This is a genomic window from Streptomyces sp. A1277 (assembly GCF_004795015.1).
Lineage (GTDB): Bacteria > Actinomycetota > Actinomycetes > Streptomycetales > Streptomycetaceae > Streptomyces.
Window position 1 is genome coordinate 33,313 of the sequence record NZ_SSBI01000002.1, and the last position, 26,659, is coordinate 59,971.

At 68.7% G+C, this 26,659-nt stretch carries 21 protein-coding genes and 6 pseudogenes; 11 read left to right on the forward strand and 16 right to left on the reverse strand.

The features are described from left to right. Positions 1 to 185: 185 nt before the first annotated feature. Positions 186 to 641, forward strand: coding sequence for a hypothetical protein (locus E6R18_RS01530; protein WP_136315002.1), 456 nt, complete (start codon positions 186 to 188; stop codon positions 639 to 641). A 219-nt stretch (positions 642 to 860) separates the two neighbouring features. Here E6R18_RS01530 and E6R18_RS01535 read toward each other — a convergent pair whose 3' ends face one another. Beyond that, on the reverse strand, positions 861 to 1,262 hold the full coding sequence (locus E6R18_RS01535; RefSeq protein WP_136315003.1) for a hypothetical protein: 402 nt from the start codon (positions 1,260 to 1,262) through the stop codon (positions 861 to 863). Positions 1,263 to 1,300: 38 nt separating this feature from the next. Further along, positions 1,301 to 2,152, reverse strand: a complete 852-nt coding sequence (locus tag E6R18_RS01540) for a hypothetical protein (protein ID WP_136315004.1) — start codon at positions 2,150 to 2,152, stop codon at positions 1,301 to 1,303. A 590-nt stretch (positions 2,153 to 2,742) separates the two neighbouring features. On the opposite strand from E6R18_RS01540, the gene E6R18_RS01545 reads away from it, so the two are divergent. Genes E6R18_RS01545 through E6R18_RS01565 form a run of 5 tightly spaced genes read left to right on the forward strand, consistent with a single transcriptional unit; the run spans position 2,743 to position 8,746 of the window. Then, on the forward strand, positions 2,743 to 3,621 hold the full coding sequence (locus tag E6R18_RS01545; RefSeq protein WP_136315005.1) for a YcaO-like family protein: 879 nt from the start codon (positions 2,743 to 2,745) through the stop codon (positions 3,619 to 3,621). Next, positions 3,618 to 5,132: a TfuA-like protein gene (locus E6R18_RS01550; RefSeq protein WP_136315006.1), complete on the forward strand. Its 1,515-nt coding sequence runs from the start codon at positions 3,618 to 3,620 to the stop codon at positions 5,130 to 5,132. The genes E6R18_RS01545 and E6R18_RS01550 overlap by 4 nt, the downstream gene beginning before the upstream one ends. Beyond that, positions 5,122 to 6,483 carry an MFS transporter gene (locus E6R18_RS01555; RefSeq protein WP_168712259.1) on the forward strand — a complete coding sequence of 454 codons (1,362 nt, stop codon included), beginning with the start codon at positions 5,122 to 5,124 and terminating at the stop codon, positions 6,481 to 6,483. Before E6R18_RS01550 ends, E6R18_RS01555 begins: the two co-directional genes overlap by 11 nt. Beyond that, positions 6,480 to 7,547, forward strand: coding sequence for a methyltransferase domain-containing protein (locus E6R18_RS01560; protein ID WP_136315008.1), 1,068 nt, complete (start codon positions 6,480 to 6,482; stop codon positions 7,545 to 7,547). Before E6R18_RS01555 ends, E6R18_RS01560 begins: the two co-directional genes overlap by 4 nt. Positions 7,548 to 7,600: 53 nt before the next feature. Beyond that, positions 7,601 to 8,746 (forward strand): IS701 family transposase, encoded by a 1,146-nt coding sequence (locus tag E6R18_RS01565; RefSeq protein WP_136315188.1) that lies wholly within the window; start codon positions 7,601 to 7,603, stop codon positions 8,744 to 8,746. Between the two features lie 227 nt (positions 8,747 to 8,973). Here E6R18_RS01565 and E6R18_RS01575 read toward each other — a convergent pair. The 5 genes and pseudogenes from E6R18_RS01575 to E6R18_RS01595 all read right to left on the reverse strand — a co-directional run bounded on the left by E6R18_RS01575 (position 8,974) and on the right by E6R18_RS01595 (position 14,189). Then, positions 8,974 to 9,977 (reverse strand): annotated as a pseudogene (locus tag E6R18_RS01575) (IS5 family transposase). Between the two features lie 253 nt (positions 9,978 to 10,230). Then, entirely contained in the window at positions 10,231 to 10,827 is a 597-nt protein-coding gene (locus E6R18_RS01580; RefSeq protein WP_136315011.1) for a hypothetical protein, read from the reverse strand. A gap of 169 nt (positions 10,828 to 10,996) precedes the next feature. Further along, positions 10,997 to 12,796 (reverse strand): polyprenyl diphosphate synthase, encoded by a 1,800-nt coding sequence (uppS, locus tag E6R18_RS01585; RefSeq protein ID WP_240799553.1) that lies wholly within the window; start codon positions 12,794 to 12,796, stop codon positions 10,997 to 10,999. Further along, positions 12,748 to 13,587, reverse strand: coding sequence for an ABC transporter permease (locus E6R18_RS34600; protein WP_240799554.1), 840 nt, complete (start codon positions 13,585 to 13,587; stop codon positions 12,748 to 12,750). The genes uppS and E6R18_RS34600 overlap by 49 nt, the downstream gene beginning before the upstream one ends. Next, on the reverse strand, positions 13,584 to 14,189 hold the full coding sequence (locus tag E6R18_RS01595; protein WP_168712260.1) for an ABC transporter ATP-binding protein: 606 nt from the start codon (positions 14,187 to 14,189) through the stop codon (positions 13,584 to 13,586). The genes E6R18_RS34600 and E6R18_RS01595 overlap by 4 nt, the downstream gene beginning before the upstream one ends. Before the next feature lie 132 nt (positions 14,190 to 14,321). On the opposite strand from E6R18_RS01595, the gene E6R18_RS01600 reads away from it, so the two are divergent. Continuing rightward, a complete protein-coding gene (locus E6R18_RS01600) occupies positions 14,322 to 14,519 on the forward strand; it encodes a hypothetical protein (protein ID WP_240799555.1) in 198 nt (65 codons plus the stop codon). A 251-nt stretch (positions 14,520 to 14,770) separates the two neighbouring features. Next, positions 14,771 to 15,987, forward strand: a pseudogene (locus E6R18_RS01605) (IS256 family transposase). A gap of 87 nt (positions 15,988 to 16,074) precedes the next feature. On the opposite strand, the pseudogene E6R18_RS01610 reads toward E6R18_RS01605, so the two are convergent. The 3 genes and pseudogenes from E6R18_RS01610 to E6R18_RS01620 all read right to left on the reverse strand — a co-directional run bounded on the left by E6R18_RS01610 (position 16,075) and on the right by E6R18_RS01620 (position 20,156). Next, positions 16,075 to 17,195: pseudogene (locus E6R18_RS01610) on the reverse strand (IS701 family transposase). Positions 17,196 to 17,853: 658 nt separating this feature from the next. Further along, positions 17,854 to 19,062: an IS4 family transposase gene (locus E6R18_RS01615; RefSeq protein WP_136315014.1), complete on the reverse strand. Its 1,209-nt coding sequence runs from the start codon at positions 19,060 to 19,062 to the stop codon at positions 17,854 to 17,856. Positions 19,063 to 19,172: 110 nt separating this feature from the next. Further along, entirely contained in the window at positions 19,173 to 20,156 is a 984-nt protein-coding gene (locus E6R18_RS01620; RefSeq protein WP_240799556.1) for a tetratricopeptide repeat protein, read from the reverse strand. Between the two features lie 60 nt (positions 20,157 to 20,216). Here E6R18_RS01620 and E6R18_RS01625 point away from each other — a divergent pair. Further along, positions 20,217 to 20,330, forward strand: a pseudogene (locus E6R18_RS01625) (transposase); the annotation flags it as partial. Further along, positions 20,329 to 20,445: pseudogene (locus tag E6R18_RS34605) on the forward strand (IS5/IS1182 family transposase); the annotation flags it as partial. The pseudogenes E6R18_RS01625 and E6R18_RS34605, both read left to right, overlap by 2 nt. 356 nt (positions 20,446 to 20,801) lie before the next feature. Here the strand turns inward: E6R18_RS34605 and E6R18_RS34610 are convergent. Together E6R18_RS34610 and E6R18_RS01635 are read right to left on the reverse strand one after the other, a co-directional pair. Continuing rightward, positions 20,802 to 21,008 (reverse strand): annotated as a pseudogene (locus E6R18_RS34610) (MFS transporter); the annotation flags it as partial. Beyond that, entirely contained in the window at positions 20,999 to 22,402 is a 1,404-nt protein-coding gene (locus E6R18_RS01635; protein WP_136315015.1) for an NAD(P)-binding domain-containing protein, read from the reverse strand. The gene E6R18_RS01635 and the pseudogene E6R18_RS34610, both read right to left, overlap by 10 nt. A gap of 105 nt (positions 22,403 to 22,507) precedes the next feature. Here E6R18_RS01635 and E6R18_RS01640 point away from each other — a divergent pair, with 105 nt between their 5' ends. Next, complete coding sequence (locus E6R18_RS01640) at positions 22,508 to 22,888, forward strand: metalloregulator ArsR/SmtB family transcription factor (RefSeq protein ID WP_136315016.1); 381 nt, start codon at positions 22,508 to 22,510, stop codon at positions 22,886 to 22,888. 653 nt (positions 22,889 to 23,541) lie between these two features. Here the strand turns inward: E6R18_RS01640 and arsB are convergent. From arsB to E6R18_RS01660, 4 genes are all read right to left on the reverse strand, one after another. Continuing rightward, complete coding sequence (gene arsB, locus E6R18_RS01645; protein ID WP_136315017.1) at positions 23,542 to 24,663, reverse strand: ACR3 family arsenite efflux transporter; 1,122 nt, start codon at positions 24,661 to 24,663, stop codon at positions 23,542 to 23,544. Beyond that, the gene (locus E6R18_RS01650; RefSeq protein ID WP_136315018.1) at positions 24,660 to 24,968 is read right to left on the reverse strand and encodes a metalloregulator ArsR/SmtB family transcription factor; all 309 of its coding nucleotides are present in this window, start codon (positions 24,966 to 24,968) and stop codon (positions 24,660 to 24,662) included. Before E6R18_RS01650 ends, arsB begins: the two co-directional genes overlap by 4 nt. Before the next feature lie 355 nt (positions 24,969 to 25,323). Next, positions 25,324 to 25,611 carry a hypothetical protein gene (locus E6R18_RS01655; RefSeq protein WP_240799557.1) on the reverse strand — a complete coding sequence of 96 codons (288 nt, stop codon included), beginning with the start codon at positions 25,609 to 25,611 and terminating at the stop codon, positions 25,324 to 25,326. Further along, on the reverse strand, positions 25,608 to 26,606 hold the full coding sequence (locus E6R18_RS01660; protein ID WP_136315019.1) for an NADP-dependent oxidoreductase: 999 nt from the start codon (positions 26,604 to 26,606) through the stop codon (positions 25,608 to 25,610). The genes E6R18_RS01655 and E6R18_RS01660 overlap by 4 nt, the downstream gene beginning before the upstream one ends. Positions 26,607 to 26,659 lie beyond the last annotated feature (53 nt).

A 26,659-nucleotide genomic window follows, 5' to 3' on the forward strand; every position in this document is an offset into this window, starting at 1 on the left:
TTCACCGACTCTGGTACCCGGGGCCGCCTCTATCGACGCAGAGTTCCCGCCCGTCCGACCGGGAGCAGCCGCGCGCTGTAGGCAGGCCGGCGCTCGCCGCGCTGCACTGCGCCATCGAGGTGAACAGGGTGTGTGCTGCGGTTGAGTCTCAGGCACCCGGCTGTCCGCGGGTGTAGCGATGCGGCATGGACCTTTATGACGTCATCGATCGCGCCGAGCTGAATTCAGAGGTACGGCTTCGGTTCGGTACTTCCGCCCCGGGGCTGCGCCCGCGGCTGGACCCCTACCTGGCCAGTGCGTGGGCTCTACTGGAGACCGCGATGACGACGTACGACCCGACCAACGCCCCACGCCTCGTGCGGGCGGCAGCGGAAGCACACCGAAAGTACACCGCGCCCGGCGTGTGGAGGACCGCCGGGTTCCTGCCCTACATCTTTCAGGAGCTCGCCGACGACGGGAAGGCAGGGGGCGAAACGGCGGGGGTCGACCTGGTCCAGCATCCGCGCGTGGAATGGGCCGCCCGCGTCGTGGACTGTGTACGTGCGGGACTCGGGAACACGGAGTTCTCACGGCTGATCGAAGGCATCGACGGGATCCTGGCCGAGGGGTCCATCGGGGCCGAGGAGGTCGGCGTGGGCTGATTGGGCCCGGACCGACCGGCGGGCTTGATCGCAAGGGCGCCGTCGAGGTGCAGCTCGTGGCCCTTGATTCGGCCCATGCGGTGCGTGGCGGCTGAAGAGCGCGCAGGGCACATCGTGGAAGAGCTCGGGGCCCGTACCCGGCGTCCGAATGCGGCGGGCACGCCCTCTGCCGGGGCGAGCGGAGCTACGGATCGGAGCTGGCCGGGGCGGGGAGGGGCGTCAGGCGCTGCTGTTCGTGGCGATGGCCGCACGGAATTCCTGAGTCATCAGGGCAACCGAGCCGCGCTGGACCGGGGCCGGGCCCAGCGCTCCCCACACCTTGTGCAGGGCGGTGCGCATCCGGTCGTTCATGGCATCGGTGAGAAGTGCCTGGCGCCTCTCGGGTACCTCGCGTACGTCTTGGACGCAGACCATCGTGCCGTGGCGGGTGCCGGTCATCCCGATCGTGGTGACCCTCCAGCCGAGTTGCCGGGCCGCTTTACGTATCGCGGCCCGGATCAGTTCCACCCCGCCCAATTCGACGGCTTCCTCGTCATCCAGGTTCACCTGGTACGAGCCGCCGTAGCCCGCAGCGCCTTCCGGGCAGCTGCGGCGCAGCAAGGGCACGAGGGCGTCGGCCATGGCGGTGCAGCATGAGTCCTTCGCGTACGAGACCATCGTCAGCTCGCTTTCGGGGTCGTGAGGTGGGGCCACAGGAGTTGGAGGTCGCGGGCAACCCGCTCGGCCAGGACGTCGGGGTCGGTCGCGGTCCACTGGTGGGCAGTCCCGATGGCGTCGGCCTCCTTCGTCCTGGAGGTGTTCTTGCCGGAGAACGGGCCGGACTCGGCCCGGGCCGTGAAGGTCACCGGCCCGGGCGGGCGGGGCAGGAGCAGCAGCGGGTGGTGAGGGGTGAAGCCGAAGCTGCCCATACGGTGGGCGGGTTCTTCGTCGGAGAAGTGGGGCTCGGTCCATAGCCCGACGGTCACGACCAGCCAGGTGTTCAGCCGGTTCGGGTCGTTGCACAGCCACAGGTCGAACGTGCCGACCAGCAGGTCCTCCTCCCACTGCCAGACCTTCGCCCGTGGATCGAGAGCATCGGCTCCGTCGCGGCGCAGCGGCATCAGGGCGCGCTCGAACGGGGCGATCAGCCCGTCGTAGGCGGTGCGCATGGCGCTGCTGCCGGCCTGGTCGAGCGTGTATTCGCGATCCGGTGTGATCTCCCACTTCAGACCGTCGGGGAGCTGGGTGGTCAGGTACTCGCGCAGCGGGTGGAGCGCCTGCGGGAGGCCGTCGGTGTGCCGTCGGGCGTGCTCGGCTGCGGGCAGGCGGACCCACCAGGCGTAGTACGGGGTTTCGTCGGGGTAGGTGTCGGTATCGACGCAGTGTTCGTAGACGCAGCCCAGCGAACCCGACAGGTCCGTCATCGTCGCGTGTGTCCGCTCGGCAAGGCCGGGGCCCCCACCCGCGAGGTGCTGGGGGTCCTGGACCCCAAGGCGCCACACCACCCACTCGAAATCGCTCCAGTCCCTCACGCGCACTTCTCCCGCCCTCACCCGGCTTTGACGGCCAGTACATCAAGGCTCATGGGGAGCGTGGACTCGTTCGTGGGCATTGGGCCCGGACGAGCGACGCGCAAGCGACACCGCAGATCGTACGGGCACCGGCGGGCCCGAGCATACGAGGACCGGTACGGAGACATTCGGCACCCCAGACGAACCGTCTTACCGACGTCGCCATGGCACCCTGCTGAAGAGCAGCCCGAGCGAACCGGAACAGTGGGCCACTGACAGGAGCTGACCGCCGTACGGCTGCCACGGCCCCCACGACCCTTGGACAGGACGGCAGCCGGAACGAATGAGGGGCACCGTGGGTACGGACGGTACCCCCCCCTCCGCGTGCTGGTGCTGCATGCGGTTCTGCCAGCCAGTTCTGAATTTTTGAGCGCTTAGGACCTCACCCACAGAACGGCACCCCGGACAACGGAAAGGTGAACTGCCGCGTGCGGAGGCACCGGAGCCGAACGGCCCCTCGGGCCGGGCGGCGGAACCCTCCACAGAGATCAGCCCCTCTGCCTTGGCGCTTGTCCGTCACGGCCAGCACCGCCCGAGACGCAGAGCCGCTGATGCCGCCTACGGCCGAAACGGGGCCACCGTCCCGCACGCGAAGCAGCCTCAGCCACGGCAGCTCGGGGCCAGTCGGACCTGAGGACAGCAGCGAAGCCACGGCGTGTCGGTGGTTGATTGTGCCTGCGGGTTTCGGTATCACGCGCGCACACGCTCTAGAAGGGGGCAAGATTTCACATCGCCCCTGCATCGCCGAACTCCTGGAACGTGACGTGCACGCCTTCCACCTGATCCGGGACACCTCACTGCCCGTCCGGACTGACAGCCTCGCCGGACACCCGGCCGAACTCGTGCGGCGGGCCGAGGACGCCGGACTCGGCGTCGCCCTGCGTGCCACCCCCAACGTCTTCGGTCTGCCGTATTTCCACGCCTACCTGCTCGAACCCGAGGACACCGCCCCCGTAGCCATCTCCTTCGGTGCCGGACTGCACGTGAACCGGGACATCGCCGCCGTGCGGGCCCTGTCCGAAGCCGCTCAGTCCCGGCTCTCGCACATCCACGGCGGACGCGACGACATCATCGACCGCCACGATTACTTCGACGCTGCCGTCCGCGACGCCGAGGTCCGGGCCACCGCCGAACTGCGCCGCCGCGTTCGCGACCCTGCCGGCGCCGTCCCCATGGCCGAACTGCCCGACCACAGCCACGACGTGGACAGCCTCACCGACGCACTGGACCTCCTCCTCGACCGCGCGCGGGCGGCCGGCGTACGCCAGGTGCTCACCGTCGACCTGACCCCGGTGCCCGCTTCGGGCCTCCACGTGGTCCGGGTCATCGCCCCCCGGCTGGAGTCCTTCCAACCCGCCCTGCAACGCGTCGGCCGGCGCCTCGCCGCCCACGGCACCAGCACCGCACCTCGGGAAACGGTGGCCCCATGACCCGCACCCACCTGTTCGTCGGCCCCTCCGCCCACGGTCTCGGCATACCCGTACCGCAGGACATCCACGTCCACGCGCCCGCCCGTCGCGGCGACATCGACCGGCTCCTCGCGGACCGCCCCGGCCCCGGTGTCATCCTCCTCGCCGACGGCACCTTCCACAGCTACCCCTCGGTCGGCCACCGCGAGCTGCGCGACGCCCTGACCGCCGGCTGGCGGGTCTGGGGACTGTGCTCCATGGGCGCGATCCGCGCCGCCGAGATGCACCCCCTGGGGATGCGCGGCTACGGAACCGTCCACCAGCGGTTCGTCGACGACCCCGACTTCGCCGACGACGAGGTCGCCCTCGTCCACGGCCTGGAACACCCCTTCCGCGCGGTCTCCGAACCCCTCGTTCACATCCGGGCCTACCTCGACCACCTGCGAAACCAAGGCACGCTCCCCGCAGCTCGCGTCGACGAGGTCCTCACCGACTTCAAGAACCGCTGGTACGGGGACCGCACCCTGCCGTCCCTGGCCCGCCGCCTGACAGAACTCGGCCATCCGGCCGCCCGCGACGACATGAAGGACTTCGACCGCTTCCGGCTGAAGACCCACGACCTGGAAGCCTTCCTCGCCGAACGCCCCTGGGACGACGCGATACAAGCGGATCGAGCACAGCACCCACACAAACAGCATTCACACGCAGAGCGAGCGGAACAGGGGGGTACGAACATGGACCATCGGGCACTGCTCACCGAGATCGGCGGTGTGCCGTTCATCGACGACGACGGGTTCCGGCCCAAGGCGCTCCTGACCGCCGTAGCCGTGGTACGCCGCAGCGCCGAACCCGAGGCGTTCACCTCGCTCGGCGCCTGCCTCGACCCGGAGAACGCCAAGAGCATCTTCGACCGCCACGCCACCTCCAGGGTGCACGACATCGCCTGGACGGAACTCGCCCCGGCCGAGACCGAGGACGTAGCGCACGCCTCCGGGCTCGTCGTCCGGTCGATGCCCGCATGGCAGAGCCTGTTCACGCTGCCCAAGCGGTACCGGCGCATGGCGGCCAGCACCAGCAGCACCTCCGTCCTCGTCCCGCAAACCATCTACCTCGGCCCCGGAGCGTTCCGGGACGAGGAGACGCTGCGCGAGACCCTCGTCCACGAACACGCCCACATCTGGCTGAACTTCATCGCCGAGGTCTACGACCTCCAGCTCCCCGACGCCCCCAACGACTACGTCCTGCCCTCCGGCACCTCCGGCAAGACGTACCGGGGCGTCATGTTCGCCGCTCACTTCGCCGCCGCCGCTGCCTCGGCCCTACGCCGACGCCACCTCGACGGTGAGACCGGGGTACGGGAACGCCTCGACCACCTGACCGGATACCTCGGCGGATGCCTCACCGCCATGAACGAGCGGCCGTACGCCAGCCCGACCGGTGAACTGGTGAAGGACACCCTGACCCGACGGTACGACGACCTCGTCCGGCACCTCCACGACCCCACGACCTCCGGTGGCCACCTTGTCCGCTGACAGCAGCGACGTACTCGAACCGCCCCGGACCGGCATCAGGGACTTCGCCCTCCTCCAGACCGCCGCGTTCTGCGGCACCATCGCCACCCGGTGCGTGGAGATCGCCCTGGCCTGGTGGGTCCTGGACCGGACCGGAAACGACGCGCTGCTCGGCGTGCTGATCGCGCTCGGCGTCGCCACCGACGTCCTCTCGCGCGGCGCCCTGTCCTGGCTCGGGGACCGGTTCCCGCCCGGCCGGGTCATCCAGAGCTGCTTCATCGGCTCGGCACTGGTCAGCGGCCTGCTTACCTGGCTCGCCTACCGTGGCGTGTACGAACTGTGGACCATCGTCATCGGCATCATGCTGCTCGGCGTCAGCCTCGGCGTCCGCGAACCGCTCCTTATGTCCACGATCCGCAGTCTGCTCAAGACCACCTCGGTCGCCAGCGCCGTCCGCGTCCGCAGCACCGTCATGTCGCTGTCCTCCTTCGCCGGACCGATCGCGGCGGGCGTGCTCATCGGCCCCCTCGGCTACGCCGCCGTCCTCGCCACCGCCTCCGGCGTGGTCGGCGTGTCCGCCGTCCTCATCGTCGTCCTGCGCACCCCCGCACCCGGCCCCCGGCCCGCGCCCGGCGGTGGCTTCACCGCCTGGGCCTCGGGCACCCGCGCCGGTTTCCGGGCCATCCGCCGCGTCCGCCCCGAATGGCGCCTGGCCATGCTCACCATGGTCGTCAACTTCGCGCTCTACCCCGTCTTCAACGTGATCGTGCCCGTCCTGGTCGCCCAGCGCTTCCCGCACCGCACCTGGGTCCTCAGCATCGTCGAATCGGCGTTCGCGGTCGGACTGATCGTCGGCAGCGCCTCCCTGGCCGGCCTGAGCGGCCGACTGCTGGGCCGCCGCCGCACCGTCCTGACCGGCTTCGCCATGCTCGGCGCCGGTTTTGCCGGCACCGGCCTCGTCGGCGCCCTCGGCCTCCACCTCCCGGTGATCTTCACCGTCGCCGCCTCGCTGCTGCTGATGCTGTCCGGCGTCGGCCTGTGCATGATCACCACCAACACCGGGACCGTCCGGCTGCTGGCCACCCCGGCCGCCTACCGGAACCGGATGGTCGCCGCCGCCTCGTTCCTCTCCGGCGTCGTCATGCCGCTCGGCTCCGTCGCCAGCGGCGTCGTCTCCCGCACCTCCGGCGAACTGTGGGCACTCGCCGTCCTGGGCGTCCTCATCTGCTTGTGCGCCCTCGTGGCCGCCCGCGACCGGGTCCTCACCGCCTACCTCGACCTGCCCGACGACGCACTCGACGACATCTACCTGCGCGACTACCCCCACGCCTTCGCGGGCGACGCACACGAGGAGCAGACGGCGACCCGATGAAGCGATCCACCCTCGCACTGCTGCGCTGCCCCAGGGACAACTGCGGGACCGCACCCCTTACCGCCGACGTCTGGATTGCCACCGTCCTGGACACCGGGGAGGACGAACTCGTCGAAGGCGTCGTCACGTGCGACGCCTGCGGCGGCGCCTACCCCATCGTCTGCGGCGTACTCGTCCTCCTCGACGACCTCGCCGCCTACCTGCGCGACCACCTCGGCGTCATCACCTCCCTCACCGCGCACGGACCATCCGACGCCATGACCGGCTGGCTCGCCTCCCGCGCCCCCGCCGCCGTCGACCCCCGCCACGTCAACCGCAGCATGAAGCTGGAAGACCGCTATGTGAACGCGTTCCTCGGCGCCCACTTCGACCACCGCACCACCGACGCGGACACCGACCCGCTCATCGCCGGTCTCCTGGCGGCGAACGCCACCCGCGACCTGTGGTCCACGGCGACGACCCTGTTCGACCGGACCACCCCCACCAGTGCCCTGGACGTCGGCAGCAGCGTCGGCGGTCTGTCGGCCCTCCTCTCCCGACGCGGCTGCGCCACCGTCGGCGTCGACACGTCGTTCCTGTCCGTCCTCGTCGCCCGCCGCGCCCTGCTCTTCACACCCCACCCGCTCAACAGCTACCGCGCTTACCGCGAGGGCGACCTCTACGACGAGCGTCCGCTGACCGTCGAGGGGGACCCTCGGTACGCGGACTTCATCGTCGGATCGGGACTGACCCGGCTGGTCCGCGACCCCGTCGACCTCACCTGCGCGGTCAACCTCATCGACCTCGTTCCCGACCCTGCCCGCCTGCTGGACACGCTGATCTCCCAGACCGCCGAGGGCGGCCACCTGCTGATCACTTCGCCCTACGGCTGGTCCGGCGTCCCAAGGAGCCGCTGGCTCGGCGGCACTTCGGACGAAGCCTCCCCGACAGCCCTCCGCGCCGCCGGCACCGCCCGCGGCTTGAAGGTCACCTGGGAGAACGACCGCGTCCCCTGGCTATGGCGCGACTACTCCCGCTTCTGGAGGCTCTACATCGTGGACGTCGTCCTCTTCACCCGGACCTAGGACTGCAACCGTGTTTGGCGTGACGGTGTGTCGCCGTGGTCGTTGTTCCTGTCATGGGTGGGGATCTCGGAGTCGGTGACGTACGGCGGTGGGTGGCGGGGCTGGAGGAGGTGCATGGGCGGTTTGTGCACCGTTTTCAACGCTCGGAGCCCCGGGAGCCGGCATTGGCCTATATGCGCGGGCTGGTGTCGTCGCTGGAGCGGAAGAACGCGTGGACGGTCGCCGAGCAGGCGGGGCATGAACGGCCGGACCGCTTGCAGCGACTGCTCAATACGTGCGACTGGGACGCTGACGAAGTCCGGGACGACATTCGGGAGTTCGTGATCGAGCATCTCGGTGACCCGCAGGCGGTGCTCGTCGTGGACGACACCGGGTTCCTGAAGAAGGGGATCCGCTCGGCCGGCGTCCAACGTCAGTACACCGGCACGGCGGGCCGGGTCGAGAACAGCCAGGTCGGCACATTCCTGGCCTATGCAACCGATGCCGGTCACATGTTGATCGACCGGGAGCTGTACCTGCCCGCGTCCTGGACCGAGGACCGTGAACGCTGCCGCGCCGCGGCGGTCCCCGACGAGGTCGCCTTCGCCACGAAGAACGAACACGCCAAGGCCATGATCGAGCGGGCACTCGCCGCGCGGGTGCCGTTTGCGTGGCTGACCGCTGATGAGGCATACGGGCAGGTCAAGGGCTTGCGTTACTGGCTTGAACAGCGCGGGGTGTTCCACGTGCTGGCGACCCGCCGCACCGATACCGTCGTCACCGCCTCACGCATGGACCATCCCGTGGACGAACTGGTCGCCGGTCTGCCCCGGCAGGCGTGGAAGCGCCGATCGTGCGGCCGGGGTGCCCACGGCGAGCGTGTCTACGACTGGGCCAGGGCCCCGATCCGTCCGTGGCGCGAGGAGGGTGTCGAGCACTGGGTTCTGGCCCGCCGTAGCCTCACCGATCCCACCGAGATCGCCTACTGCGTGTGCTTCGCGCCCGAAGGCACCACCCTGAACACCCTCCTGGCCGTAGCCGGCCGCCGGTGGACGATCGAGGAATGCTTCCAGACCGCGAAGAACGAATGCGGCCTCGACCACTACCAGGTCCGTAAATACCACGCCTGGTACCGGCACATCACCCTCGCCATGGCAGCCCACGCCTACCTGACCACGATCCGTGCGCGGGAGCTCAAAAAAGGGATCGCGACCCGGTGAACAGCACCTTGTCCCGCTGAGCCTGCCCGAGATCCGCCGCCTGACCGCCCACCTCACAGCACGCCTCCTACCCCCGGTTACCCACGTCCTGCACTGGTCCCACTGGCGACGACAAGCACAACACCGAGCACGCATCAGCCACTACAAACGACGAGGCCACCACCCCTGAACTGAACCGCCATCACGCCAAACACGGTTGCAGTACTAGGGCCTGTGTGAGGTCGTGATCATTCGGTCGTCGGTAAGAGGTCGTTGATCCAGATCAGGGAGGCCCGGAGGTGGAGTCCGGCGTCGTAGCTCTCGGGGGACTTGTCGTAGCGGGTGGCGATGCCGCGCCAGGCTTTCAGTTTGTTGATCATGCGTTCGACGGTGTTGCGGTCCTTGTAGAGCTCGGCGTCGTGGGTGACGGGCCGGCCGCCCTTGCGGCCGCGGTTCTTGCGGTGGGTGGCCTGGTCCTTCTTCTCCGGAATGACGGCCTTGATGCTGCGCTTACGCAGGTAGGCCCGGTTGGCGCGGGAGGAGTATGCCTTGTCGCCGGCGACCGCGTCCGGCCGGGTGCGTGGGCGGCCGACGGGCAATCGGATGCGGACCTTGTTCAGGACGGGGAGGAACTGCGGGCTGTCGGCGGCCTGTCCAGCCGTCAACACGATCGCCAGGGGGCGGCACTTGCGGTCGGACGCGAGGTGGATCTTGCAGGTCAGGCCGCCTCTGGACCGGCCGAGCAGGGCCCGCTTCAGGCGGGCTTTGCGTCTTCGCCGGATGCGTCGCCGTTCTTCCCGTCCAGGATCGTCGACGTCGCCCTGTCCGTTCTGTTCCCCTTGGCCGCCCCCTTTTGTCGGGCCTGCTCCTGTTCCCGCACGACCTTCTCCAGGGCCTCCATAACCTCGGGGGCGACGTGTATTCCGGCGGCGTCGTGATGCGCGCGGGTGGTCGTGGAATCCACGCTGACCAGTGACAGGTCAATCTTCCCCTGCCCGGCGGCCTCGACGATCAGCCCCTCGAGCAGTGCGGTGAACACGCCTGCGTCCCGCCAGACCCGGAAACGGCCGTAGACGGTGGGCCAGGGACCGAATTGCTCGGGCATCTCCCGCCACCGGGCGCCGGACCGGAATCGCCAGATCACGCCCTCGAACCGGTCCCGCAACTTCACCAGGTAGGGGCCGTACTCGCCGACCGGCAAGTACGGCTGGATGAGTTCCCACTGGTCGTCACTGAGCTGTCGGCGCGTCACACCGGCGTTCTACCGTGATCCGTCCCGGCACGGCAGCGGAACGCAGATATTGATCACGACCTCACACAGGCCCTAGTCGAATTTCGTCCGCGCCATTCCCGGCTCTTCCGCTCAGCACGCTTGGCCAACGCCGCTGATGTTGCTATGGGGGTGTACTCACAGCTGAATCCGGCTGGTTCCCCAGCCGGGTTCAGCTTCCCGGGCAGTGGCCGGGACGATCTCTCACGTTCTGTGGGCGCGCTGGGCCGGGTGGTTACCAGCCCGCCTGGGCGTTGGTGTAGGCCGTGCGGCAGGCTGGGTAGGCGGACTCGGTGGAGAGCTTGGTCACGACTTCCTTCCAGATCCTCTTGGCCGCCTCTTCCTGCGGCTTGTACTCAGCGGGGACCTCCGAGGCGTGGTTCTTGATCGTCGCGAGGGTGGCGACGGCCCACTTGTTGCACGCCGGAGCGGCGGCGTTGCGGTAGTGGTCGTCGAGTTCGGTTGCCACAGCGGCGCCGTTGACGACGGCCCACGTGTTCCAAGTCGCGCACGCGGACTCGGTGAGCAGGGCCTTGTCTTCGTCGCTCAGATTGGCCACGGCGTTCAGGGCGGCGTTCCACGGTTCGTCGGGAATGGCGTAGCGGGTGGTGGGGAACTTCTCCTTGGTCTTGAAGATCGCTTCCTGGCAGGCGGGCGGCAGGGGGGCCGCCTGCAGGCGGGAGGCGGCGGTCAGCTGTGAGGCGGCCACGGCGTGCTCGGGCGGGGTCTGTGCCTGGCTGGTCATGCTGAGGAAGGACACGCCGACGGCAGCCGTCGAGACCACGGTGGCAGTGAGGAGAAGGGGCTTGAAGGTACGGCGGCTGGGTTTCATGGCGGCAGACTCCTTTGTGAGTACGACTGGGGAGGCATCGGCTTGATGCAGACCGCTGCTCGTTCGGAGAACTCCTGCGGAGCCTCGCAGGACACGAGAGATCACCTGGCGAATGGGCGTTCGTCCGGGACCGTCCCTGCCGCGCCGCGAACCGAGCCTCTGTGGTCTGTCAGCCGCTTGTGCCGTTGTGGGCTTCTTGGGCGGAGACCACAGGCTGCAGGGCGGGGACCGCCCCGTAGCGGCGGTGGCGATGGGTGTATTCGGTCATGGCCTCCCACAAATCGCGGCGGTCGATGTCCGGCCAGAGTTTGTCCGTGAAGAGCAGTTCGGCGTACGCGGTGTGCCAGGGCAGGAAGTTGGAGATGCGCTGTTCGCCGCCGGTACGCCACAGGAGGTCGACGTCGGGCAGGTCGCCCAAAGGCAAGTGGGAGCGAAGTAGGTGTTCTGACACTCTGGTGCCGTTGAGCTGTCCGGTGCGTGCGGCGTCGGCCAGGGAGTCGGCGGCTTGGGTGAGTTCGCTGCGGCCGCCGTAGTTGAGGCAGAACGTCACGTTGAGACCGGTGCGGCCTTTGGTGGCCTCTTCGTTGGTGTGCAGGAGGTCGACGAAGTCGCCCGGCAGGCCGTCGGGGAGTCCGGCCCAGCGAATCCGTACGTCATAGCGGAGGAAGTCTCCGGCCTGCAGCTGTTGGCGTGCGAACGCCAACAGCTTGTTGATCTCCTGCGGCGGGCGCTTTTCCAGGTTCTCGGTGGACAACAGGTACACGGTCAGGTGAGGCAGCCCGATCTCCGCGGCGCCGTGCATGACATCGATGAGCGCCTTCCCTCCGGCCTTGTGGCCGTCGTTGCGTGGGAGGCCGCGTGCGCCGGCCCAGCGGCCGTTGCCGTCCATGATGATCGCGACATGCCGCGGCATGCGCTTGGCGGGCAGGGCCGGGGGGCGGGCGCCACCGGCGTGGGGCTGTGGTGGTTCCAGGAGTCCGGTGGGAGCGGTCCGCGGCGCTGGGAGCGCCGGGTGGACGGGCGGGGGTGCGGTGCGCAGTTCGGGGAGGGGGAAGAGGTGCCAGGTCGTGGCTGCAAGGAGTCGACCCGGGCCGATGACGCGCAGGCGGGCGGCGAGGTCCGGGCGGGCGGCATATTGCAGCAGTGCGGGTCCGGCTTTTTCGGCGGCGTGCAGGCGGGCGCGGTAGAGAGTGCAGCCTGTGCGCAGGACGACGGCGGGGCCGGGCGGCAGACCGGTCCACAGTTCCGGCTGGTCCAGCCAGGTGCGGGCCGTGGCCAGGAGGTGGCTGATCAATGCCTGCACGGCGGGGGTCCAGCGACGTTGGGAGAGGTCTGTCTCGCAGGTGCCGAAGCGGTGCAGTTCCTCCGCAGGAAGGGTGATGTCGCCACGGCTGAGGTCGTCGGCGAGGTCGGTCAGCGAGTCGGTGAGGAACAGGCCGTCGGACAGTTGCTGGTAGGCGTCCAGGCGGGTGAGGTGGAGAGGGGTGTCGAGGCCGGCGTGTCGCAGCAGTGTCAGGCACTGCAGCAGAAAGGGCACGTTGATGTCCTTGCTGCGGGCCCGCCACTGCTGCCAGGTCGCCGGGCCGGGAGCGGTCCGCAGGGCGTCTTTCTCGAGGGCCGTGAAGGTGACGTCGAAGGCGTCGGCCTTCAGGTTCCAGCACCACATGGTGTGCACCACCGCCTGGCGCACCGGGTCTTGGCTGGTGCCCAGCCGCAGGTCGGTGTCCAGGGCTTCGCGCCATGCCCGCAGCCGCTGGGAACCGTCGCCCTCGGTGGTGTCGGCCAGGTCATCGGCAAGGCAGTACGCGGCGAACAGGGCCCAGCATGCCGGACGCAGGGCAGGGGGCATCAGCTGCAGGCACCAGAACTCCTCAGCCCTGGTGGACCGCAGATAATCGTGGCACGTCTTGTACGCGGCTTTCAGCTGCGGGTCATAAATTTCGGCCTGCGCGCAGTCGGCAGCGAACACGGTGCTCCTTGGGTGGAAGACGGGACCTGGCCGGTCACCGCGGACCGGGTGCGCCGACGGAAGGCGAGCAGGCTGAGGAGGGCCGCGCCGGCGAACCAGGCCAGCTGCACGCCCAGGCAGCTTAGGAGAACGGAGTGGGAGAAGCCGGCGGCGGAGGCGGACTGCATAGCGCCGTAGGAGGGCAGCAGACGCACCAAGGCGGTGTCGGCTCCTTTGCTGGCGATGGGGTTCTGCAGCGCGAGGTCGATGACGCTGATCATCACGACGAGGAAGACGCCCTCCAGCTCACGGCGCACCACCGTGCCCAGGGCGACGCCCACGGCTCCGTAGGTCATGGCCGCGCTGAACAGCGAAACGGCCAGCAGCACGGGCTGGCGGGGCGACCAGTACGCCCACATGACCGCTGTGGCGTAAAGACTGACGACGGCCGAGGCCAGAACGAGGGAGGACACCTTCGCCAGCAGCAGCTGGAGGCGGGGATAGCCGGCCATGGCCAGACGCCGGTCGAACGTTCCCGAGCTGAAGGTGGCCGAGAACATCGCGAACCCAACGATCAGCGTCACCGCGTTCAGTGCACCGCTGATCTGAGTGAGCTCGTTGCCGCGGGCGACGAGGATCTCGCCGGTGGCCCAGAGTCTGAACGACACTCCCACGTCCACGATCATGAACTGCCCGAGCGAGATCCACAGGGGCACGAAAAGGAACACCAGCGCCACGGCGAACTGGTTGCGCACATGCTCGATCAGTGTGAACCGCGTAGCGATGACGAACCGCGCCAGCCAGGGGCTCACGACACCACCTCCGCCCCGGCGCACAGCACGCCTTCCTCCAGGCGCCACAAGACGTCCAGCCGGCCCACGTCGTAGGCGAGGTGCGAGACCACCAGCACGGACTGGCCGGCGGTACGCAACTGGACGGCCAGCTCCCAAAACCGCACGTACGTTTCCCAGTCGAAGCCCTGATAGGGCTCGTCAAGCAGCAGCACATCAGGATCGTGCATCAACGCGAGGGTCAGGTTGAGCTTCTGCCGGGTTCCCCCGCTGAGCGCTCCGACCCGCTCCTGCGCGTACTCGCGAAAGCGCAGGACCTCCATGACCTCCTCGGCCCGGCACAGATCAGGGAGCGAGTACGCCGTCCTGAACAGCTCAAGGTGCTGGCGGACGGTGAACGCGTCGTTGAGGACCACCTGCTGCGGGCAGTACCCGAACCGGCCCTCGTGCCGCACCACCCCCCGGTCGGGCCGCAGCTCACCGGCCAAAATCTTCAGCAGCGTGGACTTCCCCGCACCGTTCTCCCCCACGATGCCGACCAGTGAACCCCGCGGCAGTTCCACATCCACACCGCGCAACACCACCCGGCCACCGTAGGCATGATGAATACCTGCCACCTTCATCAACACCCCCTATAGACCAGCCCGTTCCGCTACCAACAACGCCCCAGGCAGGCAATGGTCACGCCCGGCAACAGTGCCAACAGGGCGCAGCCGGAAACGCCACGATCCACAGGAGCCACAGGGATCGACGCCTTGACCATCACCCAGCTCCCCAGCATCCCGACCCGGCCCTTCCACGCACCGGATGCGCGCCCCGGCCCCCGGGGCCATGTGCGGCCGGTCGACGGCGTCGACTACGGCCAGGTCCCCACCGAGCGCCTCCCGCCGACGCCGCAGTCGGTGGTTGACGAGCTTCCGTGGAGCGCCGGCCTTCGGGCTGGGAACTGGTGAAGGCCCGCGAAAGCCAGGGGCTGGCCCGGGGGGCGCTGCACGCGCCGGACTACGAAGAGGCACCGCAGGGCGCGCCGCTCGGGGGCCCACGGATGGCGTCCCGTGGAGTGGTGTAGCCGATCTTGGCGGGGATGTGCGCCTGCTCTGAGCCGTCGTGTGCGTCGGCTGCCTGCGAGTGCTCCCTGAGAACGAGGTCGGCCACCGTGTAACTGTCCTGGGTGAACGGGCAGTTCGACCCAAGGAGGTACACGATGGCCTTGTCCCAGCATGACCTACTTCGCCTGCTGGAGTCACTGCGTTCGGCGGATGGTCTTGAACTCGTGCGTGAAGTCGCCGAGCGGTTGTTGCAGGAGCTGATCGAGGCCGAGGCCACCGCGCACATCGGCGCCGAGTGGAACGAGCAGACGACCACGCGGACGGGCTACCGCAACGGGCACCGGGACAAGACGGTGACCACACAGGCCGGCGACCTCGAGCTCGCGATCCCGAAACTGCGGGCCGGCAGCTTCTTCCCCAGCCTGCTGGAGCGCCGGCGCCGTATCGACCAGGCCCTCTACGCGGTCGTCATGGAGGCATACGTCCACGGCGTTTCCACCCGTAGCGTCGATGACCTGGTCAAGGCGCTCGGCTCGGACACCGGTATATCGAAGAGCGAGGTCTCGAGGATCTGCGGCGATCTCGACGAACAGCTCGACGCGTTCCGCACCCGCCCACTGGACCACACCCGCTTCCCTTACGTGTATCTCGACGCGACCTACGTCAAGGCCCGCGTGGACCACCGGATCGTCTCCCAGGCCGTGGTCATCGCCACCGGTGTCACCGAGGACGGCGGCCGCGAGGTCCTGGGCGTCATGGTCGGCGACAGCGAGACCGAAGTCTTCTGGGCCACGTTCCTGCGCTCGTTGCGCGAGCGCGGCCTGAGCGGGGTCCGCCTGGTCATCTCCGACAGCCATAGCGGCCTGGTCAAAGCCATCCGCAAGGTCATGCTCGGCGCCGCCTGGCAACGCTGCCGGGTCCACTTCGTCCGCAACGTCTTCTCCGCGATCCCCAAGGGCGCCGCGGAGATGGTCGCCGCGAGATCCGCACACTCTTCGCTCAGCCCACCACCGAAACCGTCCGGGCTCATCTCGACACCGTCGCGGACATGCTCGGCGCACAGTTCCCCAGGGTCAGAGAGATGCTCCTGTCCGCGAAGGAGGACCTGACCGCCTTCGCGGACTTCCCTCACCAGCACTGGAAGAAGATCCAGTCGACCAACCCGCTCGAACGGCTGAACCGGGAGATCAAGCGCCGGTCCGACGTCGTCCAGGTCTTCCCGGACACCGCAGCCGTCAACCGGCTCGCCACCGCCGTCCTGGCTGAACTCCACGACGAGTGGAACGCCTTCCCTCGCCGCTACCTCTCCACCGAGAGCATGAACAGCCTCCATCCGGACACCACCACCCTCCTGCCCGGCACAACCGAGTGATCACCTACACCACGTCACGGGACATGACCCTTCGTGGCTTGACCTGGGGAAACGTGGAGCGGTGGGAGTGTAGCGGGCAGAGTGCTGTCATGGACGGTTTCTGCCCGCGGGTCCCTCGAAGGAGTGCCCACGGCGGCGATAGTGGCAGCGGCGGGCCACCGCTTGGCGTCGGCGGCGCCAATGCGACCAACTCAGCGTGTGAATGCGGGCGCGGGGGTTTCGGGGTGCGTGAGTTGCCAGGAGTCGCCGCACTTCTGCCACAGTGAGCGGACCTCGTACTCGTCCAGACCGCATTCGTTCTTCGCCGTCTGGAAGCACTCCTCGATCGCCCACCGGGCGCCGGCGACGCGCACCAGTTCGTCCGCTCCGACATCCAACGGTGCGTAGCCGAGGTAGTAGGCGCTCTCGTCCGGCCGGCTCACGCTGCGCCGTGCCAGCGCCCACCGCCGGCGGATCAGTACACCGTCCTGGTGGTCGTACTCGGCTACCGGGCGTAACTGGACGGCTGCCCAGTCGTACTCGCGCTGCCCCTTCGCGCCAGCCCCGCAGGAACGGCGTTCCCACGCCTGGTCGGGGGCCTGGTCGAAGACCATGTCGATGCGTGGGCCGGCCAGGGAAAACTGGGACTTGGGGACGGCCAGGACGTAGCCGACACCGGATGCTTCCAGCATCCGGCGGAAGCGGTTGTCCTGTCCGTAAGCGGCGTCCGCCGTCACCCAGGCGATCGGCAGTGGGGAAGACAGTGCCCTGCGGACGGTCGTCGCCGCGAGGGTGTTCTTGGTGGCGAACTCTCGCTCTTCGGGGACCTTGGCCGCGCGGCAGCGGTCCGGATCGTCGGTCCAGGACTTGGGCAGGTAGAGCTCCCGGTCCACCAGGGCGCGGCCGGCCGCGCTGGCATAGGCGGCGAAAACGCCGATCTGGCAGTTCTCGGTGCGGCCTGCGGTGCCGGAGTATTGCCGCTGAACACCGGCGGAGGTGGTGCCCTTCTTCAAGAATCCGGTGTCGTCGAGGATCAGTACTCCGTCGGGGCGGCCGAGGTGTTCTGCGACGTAGGTCTGTAGGCCATTGCGGATGTCGTCGGGGCTCCAGCGGGCGCGGGAGAGTAGGTGCTGCAGACCGTCGGGGGTGGAGTAGCCGGCGTGTTCGGCGAGCTGCCAGCTGTTCTTGCGGGCTACCGGGGCGAGCAGCGCGCGTACGTAGTCCCGCATCCGGCGGCGGGGTTCGACGCGTCCGAAGTGGTGCCCGATGGTGGTGAAGAGGTGGTCCAGGTCACGGTCCCAGGTCTCAGCTGCCTGTTCGGTTATCACGGCCTGAGGCTCCCCCGGCCAAGGACGACATCGCCGCCGTGGGCACTCCTTCGAGGGACCCGCGGACAGAAACCGTCCATGACAGCACTCTGCCCGCTACACTCCCACCGCTCCACGTTTCCCCAGGTCAAGCCACGAAGTACTGCTGGAGTACTAAGCGAGGACCAGCCGGCCGCCCTCGCCAGCTTGAGACTGGATTGGGCGGGCGGCATAGTCAACTCGGAAGTGAAAACCGCGTTTCACCGGGGATAGCTACTGGTCTTCAATGATGCGGTAGTGGGTGTCCACTTTAACCTCAATACCAGTGACTTAAAAATGATCCCGGGTGTGTAGGACCTTGGTCGGCGGGTTGATGGATGCGGTGCGGTATGGCAGGGCGAGCGCGACGGCTTCGGCTGGGTCTCGGGTGGGCTGGGGCCAGTGTCGGTGTTCGGGGCGTGTGACGCCGAAGCCAGACATATTCCGTTTGACGGTGCGGGAGTTGGAGCGTCGACGGCGTTCGGGCAGCAGGTGGCGGGCTATCTCGCGCAGGCCCTCGGTGAGAGCCGTGGCCGGGTGCTCAGGGGGAAAAGGCCGCCTGCGCGGTGACCTGTCGGCGTGCAAGGCGGATGGTACGGGTGAAGGAGATGCGGTCGGCGTCGAGGCCGTCCTGGTCGGCGGTGTCCTGCATCAGGGAGCGGATGGCGTAGTGGACCAGCAGGTGGCCCCAGACTTCTTGCTCCACCCCGCCCGGTGAGCGGGACCGCAGGATCTGGGACGGTCCGCGCTGGTGGGTCTTCAGCTCGTCGAGGGCGGTCTCGATCTCCCAGCGCTCGTTATAGAGGGCTGCCAACTCCTTCGCGGGGGCCGACTCGTGGTCGAGAATGGTGGTAATCAGTCGGTAGGGAACGTCCTGTGCCGGCCGGCCCGGATCGTCCAGGGTGTACTCGATGACCCGCACCACCGTGGGGTCGGCGCGCTTGCGGTGGTCTTTCGCGGCGACGATCTCGGACAGGTAGGAGCCGTCGGGGAGTTGTTGACGGACGGGCAGGACCTGATGGGACCGGATCCGCCACAGCAGGTCGGCGCCGCCTGCTGCAGCGGCCCGCCACAACTCCAGTCCGGTGAATCCACGGTCGGCCATCAGCAGGTCATTCTCGCCGATCCGGCCGAACAGCTCACGGGCCAGGGCCGGTTCGGACTGGGTCCGTGGCCCGAGGACCGCGGCGGTGATGGCGTGGGTGCCGCACTCGGCCAGGGCCACGACCCGCACTTGTGGATACGCGCACCGCTCGGTGCGGTGTGTCTTCGGGCGTCCGAAGTGTTCGGCGTTCTCCTCGCTGTCCGGCACGTCGAAGACGGTCCCGTCAATTGCGACCAGCCGCCACCGCCCGTACCAAGCACCCGGAGTCGACTCCGTCGCCAACGGCCGCGCGACCTTGTCGAACAATGCCCTCAAAGGCTCCGGGCCCAGCCTGACCCGGGCCCGCGAGATCGCTGCCGTGGTGGGCACCTGCCATGAGCCCGACCAGCGTTTGGCCCAGGTCAGACCCTGCGTGAGCAGCCGGGCGACTTCCTCGTAACCCTGCCCGGAAAACAGGCACATCGCCAGCACGAAGTAGACCACCACCCGCGGCGGCAACAGTCGGGACCGCTGTCCGGCCCGACCGCACTCGACCACCACCCGGTCCACCAACTCCGGCGGAAACGTACGAGTCAGCAACCCGACCGCAATCCGGTCCGACAACCGCTCATCCGTCTCCTGCTTGACCTGTCCAGGCCGCGGCATCCAGACACCTCCCGAAACCGCACCCTACCAGCCAAAACCCTTAAGTCACTGGTATTGAGCTAGGAACCGGAAGGCCATCCTGACTGGCACCGGTTGGCGCGACAGCCCTTTCAGTTCTTACGGATACGGTGGGCCTCGGCAACAAGTGTCCGGGGCAGCTTCGGCCCTGCGCATGCGTAGTCGATCAGCAGGTTTCGGTAGGTGGCGTTCGCGATCTTTGGCGCCAGGGTGATCAGGGCCCTCAGGTCGTCGGGCGAGCCGGCAAGGCGTGTGCGGTAGGCGGCGTTCGCCGCGCGCAGAGTGACTTCGTGAGGTTCGTATTCCAGGCCCTGTTCAACGAGGCCGGCGGCTGCGGCGAAGTCGCCCTGCTCGGCACGCACGTCCGCTAGATCCAGGTAGAGGGACCAGTTGGAGGGGTCTAGGAGCAGGGCGCATTCGAAGGACGCAGCAGCCTGATCCAGGTCGCCCAGCACACGCCAGGTGGCCGCTCGTGCGACTGCCGTCCACATGACCCGATCGACGGCATCAGCGCGGTCGCACAGCACGAAGGACAGTTCGTACTGGCCACAGGCCCGGGGCAGCCGGGCCATGGCGGCCAGCGACTCCGGCACGGGATCCCGTTCGGACACCACGTCGAGGGCAAGGAACCAGGGCTCGAACCGCTTCCGCATCTCGTCGGTGTCCAGATCGTGGCCGTAGTCCAACGTCCGCAGACACGCCTCGGCCAGCGCCGCAGCACTCACCGCGCCGAGAAAGCGCGCATCGCCGAACCAGGGTGCAGCGCCCCAGGCCACGTCGGGCCGCACACCCGTTACCGAACCAAGGGCCATCACCGCGTCGTCCATGTCCCCTTCGAGGAACAAGAAGTACGCCTGCGCCAGCACAGCGCTCAAGGAGCCGTCCCCTTCGAGGCCCTCCTTCAGTTCCGAGCGTAGGTCCTGCCACAACTCGGCGAGGGCATCATAGGGCTCCGGAGCCGCTGGTGCCGAGGCTATCGCCCCCACCAAAAGCTGCACGGCGCCCACCGGGCTTCCGCCGCAGTGCGCCATCACACCAGCGAGACTGACTCCCGCCGCCACTGACTGATTAGACATCGCCAGAGAATACCCGTGGCCAAAGGTTCTCTGAGCACTTCCGCATGGACGGCGGCCTCGTGGCGGGAATTACCTGAGCGTTTCGGCAGCTGGGAGACCGTCTATGGGCGACACCAGCGCTGGTCGGCGGATAGCACGTGGGGCCGGATCCTGCGTGCCGTCCAGGCGGAGGCGGCCGGTCGACCGGCTCAAGAACTCTCCAGCCGCCGCAACCCGCTACGTCAAGAGGGCCTACGTCTTTCATGGCACCGTAACGGTCACGGCGGTCCGCTCATGGCTCCGCCCGTGATCCGCCGGACAGTGCCTAACCGGGCGCGCACCTCCGAGGATCCGCCCATGACCACGACCACTGTTTCCATGCTGCCGGTGTCCTCCTCTGCTGGTGCGGAGCGGAGGCAGCAGCCGAGTTGTCCGCAGAGGTCGGCTCTGCACCGTGCGTGAGCGCGGCTCGCCGTCGGCGGAGCCCTGCTCGGCCGCGTGCTGACGGACCCTCACGGCCGTTTGTCCGCCTCCCTGGTTTCCAGCGCAGTGATCGTTGGACTTGGCGCCCGCCTGCTGGTCGCCCAGCGGAGAGCGGTGGTAGGTGCTGCTACGGAGTTGTTCTGGCGGGGCGGTGCACTTGACGGGCGTCGAATGTTCGAAGGTGCGCGGGTCGTGGCGGTCGATGATCCGACCGACGCGAATGCCGGCGACGGCGGAGAATGCCGCGACGGTCGCTCCGGTGGGCCAGCCGGTGGCGTTGGTGATCTGGGTGACGCACAGCGCGGGCAGCGCGGAGCGGGGCCGTGGCCGGGTCCTCCTCCCGGTCACGGCCCCGCGCTCAGGGACCTTGAGGTCGGTCTCTAGCCGCAGCAACCGCCCGCCGGTGCTTCGTCCGCGGCTACGGGAGCGGCCGGTGCGCCGACACCGAGCTGAACCAGGGCGGGTTGCGGCGTCGCGCAGCAGCCTCCGGCGTCGGACGGGGCGGCGGCGGGGCCGTCAAAGAGCCCGGCACCGCCGCAGACCCCGGTTTCGGGGAGGGTGAGTTCGACGCGGTCGGCGGCTTCGAGGTCGCCGGCGATGGCGGCGGCGACGGAGCGGACCTGCTCGTAGCCGGTCATGGCGAGGAAGGTCGGGGCACGGCCGTAGGACTTCATGCCGACCAGGTAGACCCCGGGTTCCGGGTGGGAGAGCTCGCGGTGCCCGTGTGGGTAGACGGTGCCGCAGGAGTGCTGGTTGGGGTCGATCAGCGGGGCCAGTTCGGTCGGGGCCTGGAGGCGTTCGTCCAGGCCGAGGCGGAGTTCGTCGAGGAAACTGAGGTCGGGGCGGAAGCCGGTCAGCACGATGACTTCGTCGACCGGGTCCAGGCGGCGCCCGTCCTCGCCGACCAGTACGAGACGACCGTCCGTGTCGTGTTCGATCGCTTCGGTGCGGAATCCGGTGACCGCGTCGGCGTGGCCCTCGTCGACGGCGGCCTTGGCTGCCAGGCCCAGGGCGCCGCGCGCAGGGAGTTGGTCGGCGGCGCCGCCGCCGAAGGTGGAGCCGGAGATGCCCCGGCGCAGGATCCACACGCCCTTCGTGCCTGCGCCGTCGTCGGACGTGGCGAGGTCGGCGAGGTAGGCGAGGGCGGTGAAGGCGGAGGCGCCGGAGCCGATCACGGCGATGCGGCGTCCTGCGTACCGGGCGCGCACGGCCGGGTCCTTGAGGTCGGGGATCCTGTAGGTGATCCGGTCGGCGGCCGCGTTCTCGCCGAGGGCGGGCAGACCGGAGGCTCCGGCCGGGCTCGGGGTGGTCCAGGTGCCGGAGGCGTCGATGACGGAGCGGGCGAAGATCCGCTCCTCGCAGCCGCCGGCGTGCGCGATGTGCACGACGAACGGCTGCTGGTCGCGATCGGCGTCCACGATCCGGTCGCGGCCGGTGCGGGAGACGCCGGTGACCCGGGCGCCGAGGCGGACTCGGTCGCCGAGCACATCGGCGAGCGGCTGAAGGTACTGCTCGGCCCAGTCCCCGCCCGAGGGGTAGGTCGCCGGGTCGGGCCGGGTCCAGCCGGTGGGGGCCAGCAGCTTTTCGGCGGCCGGGTCGACGAGCTCATCCCAGGTGGAGAACAGGCGCACGTGCGCCCATTCCCGGACGGCGCCGGCGGCGAGGGGCCCGGCTTCCAGGACGAGCGGGACGAGGCCGCGCTCGGCGAGGTGGGCGGCGGCGGCGAGCCCGGCCGGGCCCGCGCCGATCACGACGACCGGCAGGCCCTCGGTGGTGGTGGTCATGGCGGTGATGCCCTCCAGGAAGAGGCGGCAGGTCCGGGCCGCTGTTTCGATTGCTGTCTATGTCCGGACCTTGCCATCAGTATCGAGGACTGTCAATATAGACAGATGCCGAAGTCTGAGGTCGTTGAGCTGCCGGTCCTGAACCCGGAAGCGGTCGCGCCGTGCTGCCCGCCCATAACCGCCGGGGAGCTGTCCGTGCCGGACGCGGAACGGATGGCCGCGATGTTCAAGGCGCTCTCCGACCCGGTGCGGCTGCGCCTGTTCTCCAAGATCGCCTCGCATCCGGGAGGAGAGGCGTGCGTGTGCGACATCCAGGACGTCGGCGTCTCCCAGCCGACCGTCTCCCACCACCTGAAGAAGCTCCGCGAGGCCGGGCTCCTGACCTCGGAGCGGCGCGGGACCTGGGTCTACTACCAGGTCGCACCCTCCGTCGTGGCTGCCATGTCCGCCATGCTCGACCTCCGCGCGACTTCCGTCGACAGCTGAGCTCGGGCCGGGCCGCCCGGCTGCAGCAGGCGGCGCCGGGCGGGCAGCAGACCGCTACGTACGCCTGGAGCGCCGAGAGCCGCTCAGCCATGGCTGCGCCGTCGGCACGGTAGAACACCTGCCGGCCGTGAGGGCTTTGGCCGCATTCCTCTGGAGCCGTGAACGCTCGCCGACGTCGTCCTTGGGCCGCACCGTGCGGCGCTTGCTCCGCAGGTCCGCGCCGTGGCCTCCGGACAGGAGAAGCCGGGCTGCCTGCTCGCGTCGGCCGGGCCCCTTGACCGCGTAGGTGGGCCCGGAGTCGAAGTCCGGCAGCCCCATGTGGACGACGCTGCCCGGTGAATGGCCAGCTCCGCTGCGACACCCGGCTCTACACCGGGCGGCAGCGGAAGCGCCGGAGGGATCCGGAGGTATACGGCGCACATGCGGCCCGGCCGGGGTGTCGACGATGAGGGTGAGTTCCGTGGGGTGGTCGTCATCAACGAAGCGCCGCAGTCCGGGCACGGGAGCCCGCTGGTGCAGCGTTCATGTTGGATGCGCGCTTCCCGCACGGATCAACTGATCTGCTGGTTTATGCCACGCAGGGGCTGTCGCCCGGCCGGTCCCAGGGCGCGGGCGAATGCCTGGGGCCGGCCGACGCGGCAAATCCCCTCCCTTCAGTGGTCCCTGCCGGGAGTCTCCACCGCCCCGGGCTCGAACCTCTTGCGCCAGGCGAGCGCGACGTACACGAGGCCGATCAGGACCGGCACCTCGATCAGCGGCCCGACAACACCCGAGAGCGCCTGCCCGGAGGTGACGCCGAACGTCGCGACGGCGACGGCGATGGCCAGCTCGAAGTTGTTGCCCGCCGCTGTGAACGCGAGGGTCGTAGTGCGGTCGTACGCGAGGCCCAGGCCCTTTCCGAGGAGGAAGGCCCCGAAGAACATGACCGCGAAGTACACCAGCAGCGGCAGCGCGATCCGTACGACGTCCAGAGGCTGCGAGGTGATCGTCTTCCCCTGCAGGGCGAAGAGGATGACGATCGTGAAGAGCAGCCCGTACAGCGCCCAGGGGCCGATCTTCGGCAGGAACTTCGCTTCGTAGTTCCCACGGCCCATCGTCCGCTCGCCGATGCGGCGGGTCAGGAATCCGGCCAACAGTGGGATACCGAGGAAAATGACTACGTTCAGCGCGATGTGCCACACGGACACGTCCAGGCCCTGGCCGTCGCCGAGGTTCATCCAGCGCGGCAGCAGGTCCAGGTAGAACCAGCCCAGCAGGCCGAAGGCGATGACCTGGAACATGGAGTTGAGGGCGACGAGGACGGCTGCGGCCTCGCGATCGCCGCAGGCGAGGTCGTTCCAGATGATGACCATGGCGATGCAGCGGGCGAGGCCCACGATGATCAGGCCGCTGCGGTACTCAGGCAGGTCCGGCAGGAAGATCCAGGCCAGAGCGAACATCACTGCGGGGCCGACGACCCAGTTGATGACCAGCGAGGACACCATCAGTTTGCGGTCGCCGGCCACGCGGCCGAGCCGGTCGTAGCGGACCTTGGCCAGGACCGGATACATCATGACCAGCAGGCCGAGTGCGATCGGCAGGGAGATCCCGCCGATCTCGATCTTCGCGAGCGCGCCGTTCATCCCCGGAACGAGGCGGCCCAACGCCAGACCTACGGCCATCGCCAGCAGGATCCACACCGCAAGATAGCGATCGAGGGTGGAGAGCCTCTTGACGATCGAGTTGTCACCGCCGGCCTGAAGGGCCCGGGTAGTGGTGGATTCGGTGGAAGTCACGGGCAGGCCCTCTTGTTCTCGCCGGCGGTTCGGGCCGAGTCGGCCAGCGCGGCGAACTGCTCGGACAGGCCGGCCAGGACCTCCGAGCGCAGCTTGTAGTAGGTGAAGCGGCCGCACGGCTCGGTATCCACGACCCCGGCCTCGCGCAGCACCTTCAAATGGTTGGACAGGTTGGTCTGCCTGGCTCCCGTCTCCTCGACCAGGTGCGTCGTGCACAGCGTCTCGCGCGCCAGCAAGGTCACGATCTTCAGGCGGAGCGGATCTCCCAGCGCCCGGACCACATGAGCATCAACTGAAGTCAGCATCCACCGACACTCTCACATCACTACCTACTGACATCAGTGAGGGCTGAAGTCACGGCGGCCGGGGCCCCACCCCGCAACCGGGGAGAGCGACCACCGCGGTCGGCCAACCGGCCATCGGACCCCCAGGCCGCCCACTCCACTGCAACAACCCCCGACTGGGGTGGGCGGCGGTCGGACGCGGTGCTTGATCGGTCCGTCAGGGAGCGGCGATGGGCCGCCCCGTGCCACCAGGGTGATCCGGCAGATTCGGGGTGGGCGTCCGAAGGCACCTCATACGCCTTCGGACGCCCACCATTCCGGCGCCCTCGCGGAGCGGGGCCAGCAGGGTCCGCCTACCGGCCGCCTGCTGGTGGAGTCATACGACCAGCGCGTGAACCGACCAGCTGAACGACATGTCGGTGTGGGCGGCGGGGTTGGCCGGGCGAAGGTAGACGGTGACGCACCCTTCCGGTCCGGGTTGTGTGCCCGTCACGGATGAAGTCGAGCACCGCCGCGCGTCCGGCGACCGGACCGAGCACTCTCTGTCCGGGCATCGTGAAGATCCAGGTGGTGTCTTGGTCAGGATCGCTTCCAGCTCGGACACATTGAGCTCGTCCAGGGCGTGGGCGTAGTTCGCCACCGCCTGCTGGAGTTCGGCGATCACGAGACCACCGTCAGCACGAGCTTGCCTTGGAGGTGGCCCTGCGTGGCTCGCGTGTGTGCGCTGCCCGCCTCGGGCAGCGGGTAGGTGCTGTCCACCCCGACCTGCAGCTTGCCCTCGCCGAACAGGCGCCCGATCTCGGCGAGCTGGGGGCCGTTGGAACGCACCTGAATGTTCGAGACTGTGATGCCCAGACGCGCCGTCTCTTCCGGGTCGTACTGGGCGAAGAACACCGGAAGCATGGTGCCGCCGCGCTTGAGCACGGTCAGGAAGCGTGAGCTGTCCGGGCCACCGACGGTGTCGATAACCAGGTCGACGCCGCTGACCACATCTGTGGCTTGCGTCGTGGTGTAGTCGATGAACTCATCGGCGCCTAGCTTGCGCAGGAACTGCTCGTGCCGGCCCGAGGCTACCGCGATGACGTGTGCACCCTTCCATTTCGCCAGCTGCACCGCGAAGTGTCCCACTCCACCCGCGGCGCCATTGACCAGCACGGTCATTCCTGGCGTGATCGGCACCGGCTGGTGCACCTGGCCGGTGAAAGGAGACGGCACGTCGTGGCCGAGATCAACCAGGTACTGCCAGGCCGTGAGCACGGCCATCGGCGCCCCAGCCGCCTGCACGTGGTCAATCACGGCCGGCTTGTGCGCCAGGTCCGAAGCCGGCGCGGCCACGTACTCGGCGTACGTCCGGCCGTCGAATCCGGGGAACCGCAGCATGCCGAAGACCTCGTCACCGACTGCGAACCCCGACACGTCCGGGGCGACCGCCTGGACCACGCCCGACATGTCCGTTCCGGGGATCAGGGGGAACTCCAGCGCCGGCCTCATCTCGGCCGGCATGACCTTCATCCCCTCACGCAGGTACCAGTCCGGCGGGTTGATGCCCGCCGCGTGGACCCGGACGAGCACCTCGCCCGGGCCGATCTCGGGAGCCGGCACCTCGTCGTACTGCAGAACTTCCGGCCCGCCTGCTTCGTGGAACTGGATCGCCTTCATCGCACCTGTCGCTTTCCCGGGGAAACGTTGCTCCCTCAGTCAAGGCCCAGGAG